At 53.9% G+C, this 13,390-nt stretch carries 15 protein-coding genes; 9 read left to right on the plus strand and 6 right to left on the minus strand.

The annotated features are described in order from the left end of the window. The first annotated feature begins 357 nt into the window (after positions 1-357). The 7 genes from ACFO6X_RS05245 (at position 358) to ACFO6X_RS05275 (ending at position 5,629) form a co-directional block, all read left to right on the plus strand. On the plus strand, positions 358-1,344 hold the full coding sequence (locus ACFO6X_RS05245; RefSeq protein WP_382430768.1) for a YqaJ viral recombinase family nuclease: 987 nt from the start codon (positions 358-360) through the stop codon (positions 1,342-1,344). A gap of 23 nt (positions 1,345-1,367) precedes the next feature. Further along, the gene (locus tag ACFO6X_RS05250; RefSeq protein ID WP_382430770.1) at positions 1,368-2,354 is read left to right on the plus strand and encodes a recombinase RecT; all 987 of its coding nucleotides are present in this window, start codon (positions 1,368-1,370) and stop codon (positions 2,352-2,354) included. Between the two features lie 165 nt (positions 2,355-2,519). Beyond that, positions 2,520-2,954: a hypothetical protein gene (locus tag ACFO6X_RS05255; RefSeq protein ID WP_382430772.1), complete on the plus strand. Its 435-nt coding sequence runs from the start codon at positions 2,520-2,522 to the stop codon at positions 2,952-2,954. 64 nt (positions 2,955-3,018) lie between these two features. Beyond that, positions 3,019-3,267: a hypothetical protein gene (locus ACFO6X_RS05260; protein ID WP_382430774.1), complete on the plus strand. Its 249-nt coding sequence runs from the start codon at positions 3,019-3,021 to the stop codon at positions 3,265-3,267. A 57-nt stretch (positions 3,268-3,324) separates the two neighbouring features. Beyond that, positions 3,325-3,639, plus strand: a complete 315-nt coding sequence (locus ACFO6X_RS05265; RefSeq protein ID WP_382430776.1) for a hypothetical protein — start codon at positions 3,325-3,327, stop codon at positions 3,637-3,639. 14 nt (positions 3,640-3,653) lie between these two features. Further along, complete coding sequence (locus tag ACFO6X_RS05270) at positions 3,654-4,214, plus strand: hypothetical protein (protein WP_382430778.1); 561 nt, start codon at positions 3,654-3,656, stop codon at positions 4,212-4,214. Between the two features lie 341 nt (positions 4,215-4,555). Then, the gene (locus tag ACFO6X_RS05275) at positions 4,556-5,629 is read left to right on the plus strand and encodes a hypothetical protein (protein WP_382430780.1); all 1,074 of its coding nucleotides are present in this window, start codon (positions 4,556-4,558) and stop codon (positions 5,627-5,629) included. An 83-nt stretch (positions 5,630-5,712) separates the two neighbouring features. Here the strand turns inward: ACFO6X_RS05275 and ACFO6X_RS05280 are convergent, their stop codons facing one another. Both ACFO6X_RS05280 and ACFO6X_RS05285 read right to left on the minus strand, forming a co-directional pair. After that, positions 5,713-6,384, minus strand: a complete 672-nt coding sequence (locus tag ACFO6X_RS05280; RefSeq protein ID WP_382430782.1) for a response regulator transcription factor — start codon at positions 6,382-6,384, stop codon at positions 5,713-5,715. Further along, positions 6,381-7,124, minus strand: a complete 744-nt coding sequence (locus ACFO6X_RS05285; RefSeq protein WP_382430784.1) for a hypothetical protein — start codon at positions 7,122-7,124, stop codon at positions 6,381-6,383. The genes ACFO6X_RS05280 and ACFO6X_RS05285 overlap by 4 nt, the downstream gene beginning before the upstream one ends. A 353-nt stretch (positions 7,125-7,477) precedes the next feature. Here ACFO6X_RS05285 and ACFO6X_RS05290 point away from each other — a divergent pair, with 353 nt between their 5' ends. Then, positions 7,478-8,299, plus strand: a complete 822-nt coding sequence (locus ACFO6X_RS05290; RefSeq protein ID WP_382430786.1) for a KilA-N domain-containing protein — start codon at positions 7,478-7,480, stop codon at positions 8,297-8,299. A 68-nt stretch (positions 8,300-8,367) separates the two neighbouring features. Here the strand turns inward: ACFO6X_RS05290 and ACFO6X_RS05295 are convergent, their stop codons facing one another. Further along, positions 8,368-8,595 carry a hypothetical protein gene (locus ACFO6X_RS05295; RefSeq protein WP_382430788.1) on the minus strand — a complete coding sequence of 76 codons (228 nt, stop codon included), beginning with the start codon at positions 8,593-8,595 and terminating at the stop codon, positions 8,368-8,370. Between the two features lie 14 nt (positions 8,596-8,609). Further along, positions 8,610-9,872 carry a hypothetical protein gene (locus ACFO6X_RS05300; protein ID WP_382430790.1) on the minus strand — a complete coding sequence of 421 codons (1,263 nt, stop codon included), beginning with the start codon at positions 9,870-9,872 and terminating at the stop codon, positions 8,610-8,612. A gap of 144 nt (positions 9,873-10,016) precedes the next feature. Here ACFO6X_RS05300 and ACFO6X_RS05305 point away from each other — a divergent pair, with 144 nt between their 5' ends. Further along, positions 10,017-10,238 (plus strand): helix-turn-helix transcriptional regulator, encoded by a 222-nt coding sequence (locus tag ACFO6X_RS05305; protein ID WP_382430791.1) that lies wholly within the window; start codon positions 10,017-10,019, stop codon positions 10,236-10,238. Here the strand turns inward: ACFO6X_RS05305 and ACFO6X_RS05310 are convergent. Then, positions 10,229-11,425 (minus strand): tyrosine-type recombinase/integrase, encoded by a 1,197-nt coding sequence (locus ACFO6X_RS05310; RefSeq protein WP_382430793.1) that lies wholly within the window; start codon positions 11,423-11,425, stop codon positions 10,229-10,231. The genes ACFO6X_RS05305 and ACFO6X_RS05310 overlap by 10 nt on opposite strands. A 310-nt stretch (positions 11,426-11,735) precedes the next feature. Further along, positions 11,736-13,355 (minus strand): glutamine-hydrolyzing GMP synthase, encoded by a 1,620-nt coding sequence (guaA, locus tag ACFO6X_RS05315; protein ID WP_382430795.1) that lies wholly within the window; start codon positions 13,353-13,355, stop codon positions 11,736-11,738. Positions 13,356-13,390: the final 35 nt, after the last annotated feature.

Consider the following 13,390-nt stretch of genomic DNA (forward strand, 5'->3'; position numbering starts at 1 on the left):
ACCGCTGTAACCAAGGGCGCGGCATCTGCCCACACCCAGAAGCGTGTTTTCACCCCGACAGGGTGGAAAAGGCACTGACCTTGGGGCTGTGGCTGGGGCCACTGATCACATCGATTGTGGGCTTTGCGGCATGGCTGGTCAGCTAGAAGAAGCTACCTGCCGCACAGCCAAGGTCTGCATGGACTTTGGCTTGGCCCAGCAAGTCGCAAAGAAAGACCGGCGCAACTACCACATCCCCATGTCCGCCTACCACTGCAACAAGTGTGGGTGCTGGCATGTGGGCGTCTATCCAACACGGCGGCCACCGGGGCCGCTGCCCATTCTCGATACCAATCACCAATTTTCAGGAGTAAGACCATGAATACTCCGATGAGCAAAGCTGAACGACAGGCCTTCTTGGATGCCCGCCGCCAAGGTATCGGCGGCAGCGATGTGGCGGCCATCTTAGGATTTTCCCCTTGGAAAACGCCACTGGATGTGTACCTGGACAAGACGGCACCACCCCAACCCAACGAGATGAGTGAGCCCGCCTATTGGGGCACGGTACTGGAAGACGTAGTGGCCCAAGAATACGCCAAGCGCAGCGGCTGCAAAGTGCAGCGCGTGCGCCAGTTGTTGCGCCACCCCCACCACCCCTGGGCACTGGCCAATATCGACCGTGCCATCGTCACCCCTAGCAGCCGGGCACGGTTGGATAGCGGCGGTCACTTGTTGGGGGTGGAAGGCATCCTCGAATGCAAAACAGCCAGCGCATACAAGGCCAGTGACTGGGGCCGTGATGGTGATGATGAAGCTATCCCCGTCCACTATGCCGCCCAAGGCATGTGGTATTTGGCCGTGACTGGGCAACCGTGGTGTGATTTTGCCTGCCTGATTGGTGGCCAGAAATTCGTCATCAAGCGCATCGAGCGCGATGAAGAAACCATCGCCAGCATGGTGGAGCAATGCCGCGTCTTCTGGTTTGACCATGTGCTCAAGGGGGTTCCACCAGCCATCAGCAATGGCGCAGATGCCGCCAAGCTGTTCCCACTGGACAACGGCCAAGCCATTGAGGCCAACACTGAAATGCTGGCCGCCTACAGCGATGCCGTGGTATTGCGGGCGCAGATTGAGGCCGCAGAACAGACCCTAGAGCAATGTCTGGACACCCTCAAGACATCCCTAGGCGAAGCCTCAAGCATCACCCTACACGGGCACAAGCTGGTCAGTTGGAAATGCCCCAAAGACAGCCGAAAAACCGACTGGCAGGCCGTGGCTATCGCCTGCGGAGCCAGCAAAGAACTCATTGCTGCCCACACCCATACCCAACCCGGCAGCCGCCGATTCCTCTTTGCCAAGCAATAACGATTTCACAGGAAAAACCCATCATGACTACCGCACTCAAATCTGCCGTTGCCAAAACTACCTCTGCTGCTGTCAGCTACAAAGAACTGCCACCCAAACAGCAAATTGCCTATCTGCTGACAAGCAAACGGGCAGAAATCGAGAAGATGCTGCCCAAGCATCTCCATGCCGAGCGTCTGCTCAAGGTAGCTCAAATTGCCGCTACCACCACCCCAGCCCTAGCTAAGTGCGATGTCGCCAGTTTGGTGGGGGCCATTGGGCAGTGTGCCCAAATGGGACTGGAACCTAATACCGTGTTGGGCCATGCCTACCTGCTGCCCTTCAATACCAAACGCAAAGATGCCGGTGGTCAAGAGCGATGGGTGAACAGCGTTCAAGTCATCATCGGTTACAAAGGCTTGATCGACTTGGCCCGGCGCAGCGGCCAGATCATCAGCATTGCAGCACATGAGGTTTGTGAAAACGACCACTTTGATTTGGTCTATGGCTTGGATGAGAAGCTGGAGCACAAGCCTTGCTTGGGTGAGCGCGGCCAAGTCATTGGTTTCTATGCAGTCGCCAAGCTCAAGGATGGGGGGCACTGCTTTGAGTTCATGAGCCGCTTGCAAGTGGAGCAAATCCGAGCTGCGGCAGAAGCCAAAAACAAACGCCCGAGCAGCGTCTGGAAAGAGCATTTTGTGGAAATGGGCCGCAAAACGGTTATCCGCCGCTTGGCCAAGTATCTGCCGCTGTCCATAGAGTTTCAAACGGCGGCTGCACTGGATGGAATGGCCGAGGCTGGAAAGGATCAGCACCTCGACACTATTGACGGGGAGTTCAGCATCCTGCCTGACGATGCACCGACCGTGGTTGACCCTGAAACTGGGGAAGTGCAAGAAATGCTGGCATCCAGCGCCCCGCCTGCACCAGAAATGATGGCGCCGATGCCCACACATGGAATGGAAACGGCACAAGCCATGCAAGCGCCCCAAACGCAAGACGAGTTCTTGCGCGAGTTCGGTAGCGACTGATTGGAGCAGAGTTCCGTGTTTATGCCGGAATCTGCGCCACTCGACTGGCCCCAATTCCACGGCCTAGGCCGCTGGCTGCACCAATCACCTAGGCCGCGCCCGTGGCCTGCTGATGCGCTGCGGGCGCTGGCGTATGCAATGGCGTGATACGCAGGAGAGAAAACTATGAGCGATAAAAAACTGAAGTTCTGGAAAAAACCAATCACGGAAGATCGTGTCGCTGTTTTGCGCAGGGGCTCGAATGGTGATGAATGCAAGTTTCAATTCATGCTGTGGGCAGATGGAACTAGCCTAGACATTTCTGGCATTCACGGTGGAGAGCCAGTTTTTAGGCCAGCAATATGCGCATGGGAAGCATGGAAGGGGGTATGGGCACTGATGAGTTCTGGCCCCGATATGCAAAAAACCAGTGCTGCCGAATCGGCAAAGCTGCGCGAACGCATCCGCGAACTGGAACTTATAGAAGAAGGCGCACAAGATGCCTTTGCTGCGGTCGTTGAGAAGAAGCGGCAGCTAGAAGCCGAATGCGCAAGGTTGCGCAAGCTGCTTGATGGCGCTCACGAAACTATCCGAAAACAAGCCTCTGGTCTTCGATATTAGACAACCCCCAAAACCACCAACCAGCCCACCTAGCGTGGGCTTTTTTACGTCCCAAGGAGCCTCGATGGCCCAATCCGATATGTTTTCAGCAGTTTCAGCAGAAGTGGTGCTTGCGCGATTCAATCTCGTACTGCCATCGTATCAAGAGCGCATTCGCTATCGCGATGTATCGCGCCGCCTCGCTGAGTTGTTCAAACAAAATGAATTCGATCAGTTACGCGAGCTGTCCATCACAGCAGCACCCTTCTGGGGCATTGCCGGAGAGGGATGGCTCAAGCTGTACGCACCCGATACTCTCGCAGCAAAGCATTGAGAACCCACCAGCCCGCACCACGCGGGCTTTTTTTCACCCAAATTTCAAGGAGCCACCATGCCCACCACCAATTTCTCCATTGGAGATTCCGTCTCTGTCGCGCTGCGCACCCACGGTGCCAAGGTTCAAAAAATCGGCCAGGTCGAGGCCATCATCCCACCTTATGGTGATTTGCCTGACGCCTACCATGGGGAAGTGCCTGCCCTTCCTCCATCGAGCCAGTCCACCTACATCGTCCGGGTGCCCCACGACACCGGCAAAGGCAAGGGCAAGGCCTTCTGGCTCACTGGCGATGCTCTCACGCTCCAAAAGACCTGCCTCGGTTGCGGCTCCAAGCAAGACGCTGATGGTCTGCTGGCCTGCGGGCATTGATAGGGAGAACTGACATGGCAACAACACAACGCCCAGCTTTCAAGATCAACCACCCGGCCAGCATCAAGCACATCAACGTGCGCAAAGAAGGCGAAGAGGGGAACGAGGTTCTGGCCCTCGACCTAAAGCTGGTCTTCAAGGGTCTTGACCGCAACTTGTGCGCCTACTTTGATGAAGCCCTAGAGGCGTTCCTGTGGCGCGGCGACACCGAAGCACTGATTGTCCGCAACGACTTTCTTTCGCCGGTGCAATACGCCAACTATGTGAGCGGTGCCTGTGTGCACATTGGTGGCCGCGACTTCGATGGCTCGGAGTCACCACCGAAAGCGTCGCCTTCCTGTCTGGCCTGCTACACGATGAAGGCCGGGTTGAAATCACGGGGCCGCTTGACCTTTTCGATGCAGACCCGGTGCCGATTAAGCCGGTACCCACAGTGCAGGCCCTGCCGCTTGAGCAGGGTATCGATGGCATTTATGCCTTGCCTTGGGAGGGTAGCGCAGCATGACCAAAAAACTCGGTTGCAACTACGAGGCACCTACGTTTGGGGCCTACTACCCAGATGGCCGATGCCTTGATGGGTATATGTGGGATTTGGATGCTTGTGATGAGCAACAAATGCTGACCGGCGGCCCAGAAATGGCATGCCCATACTGCAACACCCGTGAGCATATAGAGGACACCCTTGCAGGGTTTTCGGGCAACTCGCGTCAGCGGCGCAAAGCAATCCGTAAAAAGATCAAAGAAATTCGCCAATGGGCATATCACCGCTCATCGTTTCCACCTGACGGCGGCCCGTTGTTTTAGGTGAATCTACTTTTGATCGAAACACATCACACCAGCCCGCCCAGTACGGGCTTTTTTAAATTCCCACCTCCATAAAATGCCCCCGCATCTATCCCCAAAGATTTACAAAGCCTTGGCCGCTGTTTCTGCCTGCATTGGCCTATCCTTCAGCGCAGTCACCGGGCATTTCTTTGTTCTGGGTTTGCAGCGGATGGAGCCTAATGAAACTGCTCGTGATGCACTGGCGATTGCAGGATTGCTGATGATTCTGGCAGAGGTGGCAGCATTTTTTATTGCCGCCCTCCTACCCAGCAGGGTTATGCGGTCTTTACGCTGGCTGCTGCTGGGAATGGGATTGTTATTGATGGCGTTTGAAACCGTCACCGTATTTACAACCCAGCAAGTGCTGATGCAATCAAGTGAGGCCAGTCGGGCCGGTACACAGGCCCGCATTGATTATCTATACACCAGCATTGCCAAAGCCCAGCAAAGCGCGATTGCCATGCGCCAAACTGCCCAAGAGCAGGTGGGTAGTCGCTTTATCAACCAACGCCAAGATGGTGCCCAGCTTCTGCAAGCAGCTCAAGCGCTGGAAGCACAAGCCGATGCCCAAGCGGTAGAGTTGGCACGGTTGCTGGCACAGCAGCAGCACACTTTGGCACAGGCACTGGGACACAGCGGCACCATTGCTTACAACACTGCCCGTGCTGTGCTCATGAGCATCACGGGCTTGGTGCTGATGAGCACAGCGGGTGTGCTCCTGCGTGCCAACTGTGCTTTGCCTGTGCTTGCTACCGTGCCAACTGTGCCAGCACAAGCACAAAACACCGTGCTTCCCTCTGTAGGCACCGTGCCAGACTGGGGCAAGTGGCTGATGATGACAGGCACAGCCATTACCCCGTCCAGCGTGGTTTGGGCCATGCCTGTGCCCACTGTGCCAGCCCAAACCGTGCCGCCAGAAGCACAGCAGCACAGTCCGGTGCTTAAGCCAGTTGCGGTACCGGCCACCGAAATCCCCAGCACGCCCACCGCGACCGACCAGCGATATGCCAAGGTGCGGGCCGCCGTGCTGGGGGGTATGAACCCAAGTGTGCGGGCTATTCAAGAGTTGGTGGGGGGCAGCACGGGGACAGCGCGGGAGTTGCAGGCAGAACTGTTGGCGGAGGGGGTGATTAAGCGGTGGAGGAAAAGTTATCGTACTATTTGAATAGTAGCAGTTGAATGCTATTTCGCAGTAGACATTCTTATGCGATGGTCATATATAAATTCCAAATTTTTAATTTTTAATTTTTATAAAGATGAAACAAGGCCAACCAATGTTGAGCCGGATGCAGTTATCTCATTAACCCCTGCATTCAATGATTCTTCACGTAGATTTCTAGCAGCCCAAGAGCCACAATAAATAAATATTGGTATTTCTGAATTCAACTCCCTCACTCTCTTCGTAAGATCAATCCCAGCATGATCTCCTTCTGGCCGCCCCATATCCGAAATTATCAAATCATATTTATTTTCCAAAAAAAGCTTAATGCCTTGATCTGTACTAATGGCTACATCTACACTTTTCACTTGATCTTTCAAATTCTCCATCAAAGTGCTATTATTTCTCGGAATATCATCAACCCATAGAATGCGTTTCTTTCCTTTTTTCGTATTGACTCCTAAATCATCCATGATAGATGCATCACTCTGTGAAATTTTCTTTTCTAATACAGCAATTTTCTTAGCAAGATCAGCAATAATTACTCTCTGCTGCTCAGATGCCTCTTCCATGGTAAGTTCATTACCTCCAACCTTAATCGTAAATTTCCTTCCTTGCGCCGAATCAATCAGCCCTTTTATTGGCTCATAAAGCTTATACACCAATACAGCAATGATTAATGGCCACGCAAGCCCAGAAATCGAAGATATCAGCTTTGAAAACGAATCCACTTCAAGACCCTTCCGAACAAAATTACTCAAACAATAATCCCACCAAAATTACCAACATAGATCCCAACATCCACATCACCATTGAGTAGATACTTTTTACTCTTTTGGTCTATCGTGATAAATATCGAGATAGTTGGCCCTTGGTTTATTTTCCCACCAGCAATCAATGCTTTGAGATATGCACTTGGAATGATAACGAATTCATTATTTGTCTTACGTCGCAAAACAAATACATAAAACATCGTCGAATCATGGTTCGACTGGAATGATGCATTCTTGATGGTAAAAATAAACCGCCCATCACGCTCCGATGCCGTCTTGACCTGAACGTGGAAATATTTCCCGCCCTTGCTGGCAACAATATCAATGCCGGAATCAACTAGCATTGACGATGCGTTGTACTCCCAAAACAGAAGCTCACTCATCACTGCGAGTTCGCCAGCCTTCCCAAGAAAAGACCTATCAGCTTCAGGCGGCACGATGACGGGCGTTGTTGACACCGACCTGTCAATCTTGACCCGGTACCAGCCCCGCTTGAACTGCCCTTTCTTTGCACCCTCTACCTTCGCAAAGGAAGGCTTTTGCGTTTTCAGCTTCAAGTTACTGGCAAGGGCAGATTGGATGCGCCTAGAAAAATCTTCGGCAGACAGGCCCATGTTCTTGTTGACAGACACGGCCGCTGCCGCGATCTCGTCAACGTGCATCCCCTTCATGCCTGCGTTTTTCAGGATGTCCCGGACGACCTCAAGAATTGGTGTCAATTTGACCATCGCTTCCCCCGCTACTTTTTTGTGGAAACCAACTTTCTACCATGACGCCACCATCTAGACAGGCCAGCAGTTGCCAAGGTATGATGCTTGTGCCTCGAAAGAGGTGGAGCGTAAGAACTCCAGTAACAAGCGGATGAACCGCACCCGATAGTCAGCGGTTTTTTTGCGCCCGGACATTCCGCGCCTGCACTTTGCAGGCGGTTGATTTGCGGCCGGGAGGGCGACGGATACAAGACCCGCAAGGGGAAGAAGTCCGCCAGGCTTGTTACTGGTTCTTAACCTCCCGGCCACCTCGTTGGCGGCGCGTAAGAACGCTCCAGCGAGGCTTCAAAGTCTCAACAAGGAGCCGCGCCATGTCGCAAACCATTCAAACCTTCGCCATTGGCGAAATCGTCGTTCGTCAACTCAACGGCCTGTTCTCACTCAACGACCTACACAAAGCAGCAGGCGGAGAAGACAAGCATCGACCGAGCTACTTCATCAACAACGAGCAAACAAAGGCGCTGATTGATGAAATTCAAATAGCCGGAATTCCGGCTATTACTGCCAAGCCAAAGATTGGCACCTACGCCTGCCGCGAACTGGTTATTGCATATGCCACATGGATCAGCGCAGCCTTTCACCTCAAGGTCATCCGGGTGTTTCTGGATGCCACTGCACCGCATCCCCACGATCCGGCCATCGATTACACCCGCATCAGCCCCGCCCAAGCCCAAGGCATTAAAGAGCTGGTGCATCAGGTAGTGGATGCCGGTGTGCAAGGTTTCGGCGAAACGTGGAACCGGCTGCACCATAAATTCCGGGTCAACAGTTACCACGAACTGCCCGCCACCAAGTACGACGAAGTGTGCGCTTACCTGCGGGGCAAGCTGCCCCCGGCACCGGCCCCCAAGCCAGCGGCCATGCCACGGCCATCGTTGATGGAACGTTCGCCCCGGCGCTCCACCCTAGTCAACTTCGATGCCCGGTACAAATACATCGAGTTGCGGGCCGAAGATGGCGAGCCGGGCAATGCCTTTGTATCCAACCTGCTGGACGAAATCCAGTTCGGCCTGATGTTCAACGGCTGTGCCGCCCACGTCAGGTTGACAGTGGATCGGGCGCGAGAAATCGGCAATGCCTTGCTGGAGGTTGCAGCAGTGCAAGCCGTGGTTGAGCAGCGTATTGCAGCGTAGCCCTTAAAGACCAAAACCAAAGCCCGCACAGGGCGGGCTTTGTGAGTGGCAAGCGAAAGGACAGACTGTCAGTGCTGACTCAAAAGCCGACTTTTCTGATGGTCTGCATCCTTCCCAAAATTCTTCTTTGCCCACAACACGAGCGGGCTTTGATCTGCACGCTCTTTTGCAGCAGCCTCCTCTGCAGCAAATGCTTGGTAGCTTGTTATGCGCGGCACTTCCTGCTCCATCAATTCCTGAAGAGGCGATCCTGGGCGCTGCTGCCCAGAGGAAAGAAACTGTTCCAGTTTATTCATGTCCGCACTCCTGTTCATTCGAATGAATGCTCAAGGCGAGCTGCGTATCTCATGTTCAGATTCGCATCAAAATAATGTTTGCGCCGTATCCACACAAGCCCTTCGGACTTGGTAATCGCAGCGACATCGATAGGCCCCCCAACCGACTCGGATGACGAGGTTACACGCTCTTTGAGCGATTCCAAACTTAGAAGAGACTCCGCAAGGTGCGCCATCTCCTGAACGCTCAAAGATTGCAATACTCCAAGAAGAGGATGAAAGTTCTGCTGCCAATTTTTACTCTTCCATGCTCCCATGAAGTCTGTTTGGCACCTCTGAGTAATCGACTGAACGAGTTCTTTCGGAATATCCACGCCATTTTTTTTCAGCTCCTCAAAAATGGCAAGAAAAGCAGTATTTCCCTGCTCTTGGATTATCTTCTCCAATGAAGCACTGAAACCTTCTGTGAACATATTGATCATAGATGCCTGAGCTAGCGGCTGGATCATTGCGGTGCTAGTGTGCGTAACCTCAAATGAAGTTACTTTCTTGTAGGCAAGCTCCTCACCTATGTGACCGTAGACAGCGAAATGTTCATACGCAGGGAAGATTTGATCTTCACCAAAACCAGCGATCACAAGTCCAGTGCTTCCGAGTACTAGTTCTGGATAACAGTAGCGAATTTCGTGCCCGAGAGCCGCAAGTTCATGTGCATTTACAGCATCTAGCCCAGCCTGAAAAAGTTGCTCTGTGACACGTGAGACCCAAGGAGTAAGCGCGTAGCGATCTAATATTTCGTCAAGAGGTTTTTGTGTCAGTGCCTGGCAAACCCCTCTGTCCTTGATAAGTGCTTTCAGGCGCTCCACCTCTTTCGCCCAACAATTCCGTCTCTCCTGTAACGGAACGTCTGTGTCGAAAATTCGGCGACTCATCTCATTCAAGGCTACTTTCACTGCTTCGTCAAACTGGCTTTCGATCCAGGAGGTTCGAAGCTCCGCCGGAAACAACTTATTGTTTCCACTCAAGAACTTAAGGAGTGCAGTGCTGTACTCATCGAGACGGCTAAAGGATGTGTTCCCAAGCTGCGTTCTGAAGAGTTTTAGAGCAATCTCCCAAGGGAGCAAGTCTATTGTTGCAGAGCCGAAAATTGTTGCGGCAACATTGCCGCCCCGCGAGAGCTCGAAAATCTTGTTCGCTGACTTAGAGTACCTTGGATGATCGCCGCCAGACGTAGTGACAGCACTATCAGCCCCTAGCACGACCGCACGCTTATTAAGAATCAGAACTTCACTAGTCACCGATGCACCCTCTGTTTTGTTATCAAAGAGGATAACGCACACTCTACTACACCCCCCATGCAGTAGCACCGCCCAGTGCGGGCTTTTTTTCACCCTCCCCCACCACGCCCCGCCAGTCGGGGCTTTTTCTTTTGGAGCACCACTATGACCACCACCGAGCCTATCCGTTACATTCGGCGCAAGACGCTGCTAGAGCGTGTGCCTTACACCGACCGGCACATCCTGAACCTCGAAAAGAAGGGGCAATTCCCCAAGCGCCGGGTGCTTAGCGCACGCTGCGTGGCTTGGGTAGAGGCGGAGGTAGAAGCATGGCTGAAATCCCGCCAAATTGGCTCTTTGACCCCGCCATGCACCCATCAGTCCTGACCTGCCACCCAGCGGTCAATCATGTCGGCCCAGTCCTGCAACATAGCCGTCCGCTGCTCCCGGTATTCGGCCTTGTTATAGACCGCCCGCACCCCTTTTTGCTCATGGGCCAGACACTTTTCTATCCAGTCGGTGTTGTAGCCCGACTCGTGCAAAAGGGTGCTGGCAGTGCGGCGCAGATCGTGGGGGCCAAACTTGCCCAGCTTTTGCCCTTCTTTCTGGGCCAGTCGGTAGACCAAGGTCATTACCTGGTTCAGCGTGGCGCTGCTCATCGGGCTGTCGATATCGTAGCGCGAAGGCAGCACAAACCGAGAGCCACCGGCCATGGTCTTCAATGCGACCATGATGTCCAGTGCTTGGCGCGACAGAAACACCAGATGGGGTTTCCTGCGCTTCATGCGCTCTGCTGGAATCGTCCACACCGCATCGGTGAAATTGACCTCGCTCCATTCAGCGTTGGTCAGCTCACTTTTGCGCACCATCGTCAGCAGCAACAGCCGAGCAGCTGCCCTGATGCTGGGCGACGTGCCAATACGCTCCAGATAGCGATAGAACAGCTTGATTTCTGCTGGCTCCAGTACCCGATCTCGGGGTTCAAATCGGGCAATGCTGGTAGGTGCCACCAAATCAGCCGGGTTGCTCACCGGCTGGCCTTTGGCGATGGCAAATTTGTACACCAACATCACAATCTCACGCGCATGGACTGCCGTGGCCGGTGCCCCCCGTGCCACGATGGCGTTGGCCAGCATCCGCACATCCTCGTGGGTGATCTCGGCCAACTTCACATTCTCAAACTTCGGCTTCACATCTCGCTCGTAGACAGAGCGCCGCATGTCCCTGGTGCTGTCTGCCATCTGGTGCAGATCCAGCCACTTCTGTGCCCAAGCGCCAAACGTCTCACCAGCGTTGGTACGGGCTCTTACCCTTGATTTCTCTCTGGCCGGAGACTTCCCGGCCGCAATCATCTTCTTGGCCTCATTGAGTTTGTCGCGGGCCTCTCCCAGCGTCAAACCACCGGCACCGTAGCACCCCAAGGTAAGGGTCTCCTGACGCCCATTGATGCGGTAGTTGAACCGGAACGACACCGTTCCTGTAGGCGTGACGGCAACATACAGGCCATCACGATCAGGCATTTTGTAGAGTTTTCCTGTCGGCTTGAGGGTGCGCAGTTTGGTATCGGTCAGCATCGAATCCTCCTGAATTCGGCTGCAATACCAGCATCTAGAAATAGACCATCAAAGACGTGGTATTGCTTTAAATATCAACAAGTTAAACCGATACAGTACCATCACTCAAAGTTTGTGATGGTGTTGGTATCGTGCCACCTCGATGGTATCTGATAGCTTTAGTACCATGAAAAATGCCATGAAAAAAACAGTTCTTGGCAGTTCCAGTTATTTCCAGTTGTTTCCATATTCAGGAGCAAAAAAGCCCGCAGTGATGCGGGCTAGAAGGCCATTTAGTTCCTGTCAGTTCCGGTAGTTTCCGGTTGCCGGATTATTCCCACTCAATAGTAGCTGGTGGTTTGCTAGACACATCGTAGGTGACACGATTGATACCACGCACCTCGTTGATAATCCGGCCAGAAACCTTTTTCAGCAATGCATAGGGCAATTCAGCCCAGTCGGCAGTCATGAAATCAGAGGTTTGTACGGCCCGCAGCGCCACCACATAGTCGTAGGTACGGCCATCGCCCATCACGCCGACGCTTTTCACGGGCAAGAACACCGTAAAGGCTTGGCTGGTCAGGTCATACCAACTCTTGCCCGTGGCTTCATCCACAAAGTTGCCCAGCTCTTCAATAAAGATGGCATCGGCACGGCGCAACAGGTCAGCGTACTCCTTTTTCACCTCACCCAAAATACGCACCCCCAAACCGGGGCCAGGGAAGGGATGGCGGTACACCATATTGCGCGGCAGGCCCAGCGCCACGCCCAATTCGCGCACTTCGTCCTTGAACAGCTCGCGCAGCGGTTCTAGCAGTTTCAGGCCCAATTGCTCAGGCAGACCGCCAACATTGTGGTGGCTCTTGATGGTGACCGCCTTTTTGCTCTTGGCTCCGCCCGATTCAATCACATCAGGGTAAATAGTGCCTTGGGCCAAGAAGGTTGCCCCCTTGTGACCGCCATCACCGGCCTTGAGCTTAGCGGCTTCAGCCTTAAAGACATCGACAAACAGGCCGCCAATGATCTTGCGCTTTTGCTCTGGTTCTGACACCCCAGCCAGCTTGCCCAAGAACAACTCGGAGGCATCCACCCGAATCACCTTGGCGTGCAGCTTGCCTGCAAACATCTCCATCACCATGTCGCCCTCGTTCAGGCGCAACAGACCATGATCGACAAAAACGCAGGTGAGCTGGTCGCCAATCGCGCGGTGAATCAGTGCAGCCGCCACCGACGAATCCACACCACCTGACAGCCCCAGAATCACTTCTTCATCACCCACTTGCTCGCGGATCTTTTGCACCGCTTCCTCAATGTAGTCCCCCATAATCCAATCGGGGCGGGCTTGGCAGATATCCAGCACAAAGCGATTGAGCAACGCTTGGCCTTGCACCGTGTGCGTCACCTCAGGGTGGAACTGCACCGCGTAGTATTTGCGGGCTTCATCGGCCATCCCAGCAATCGGGCAGCTGGGCGTGCTAGCCATCACCTGAAAGCCGGGGGGCAATTCAGTGACCTTATCACCGTGGCTCATCCAGACCTTGAGCATGCCGTGGCCTTCGGGGGTGGTGAAGTCGGCAATATCTTGCAGCAAAGCCGTGTGGCCGTGGGCGCGCACTTCAGCGTAACCAAACTCGCGGGTGTGGCCGCTTTCGACCTTACCACCCAGTTGCTGTGCCATGGTTTGCATGCCATAGCAAATGCCCAACACCGGCACACCCAATTCAAACACCGCTTGTGGTGCTCGGTCGGTGCTGTCTTCATAAACGCTGGCATGGCTGCCCGACAAAATCACCCCCTTGAGCGTGCCATCTTGGGCATAGGCGCGCACCCAATCGTCAGACACATCGCAGGGATGGACTTCGCAGAAAACATGGGCTTCGCGCACACGGCGGGCAATCAGTTGCGTGACCTGAGAACCAAAGTCGAGAATGAGAATTTTGGAATGTTGCATGGCGGTAAAAAGAAAAAGGCCCGAACACCGCTGGC

Origin of the sequence: Giesbergeria sinuosa, from assembly GCF_042652905.1 — a bacterium.
Classification (GTDB): domain Bacteria; phylum Pseudomonadota; class Gammaproteobacteria; order Burkholderiales; family Burkholderiaceae_C; genus Simplicispira; species Simplicispira sinuosa.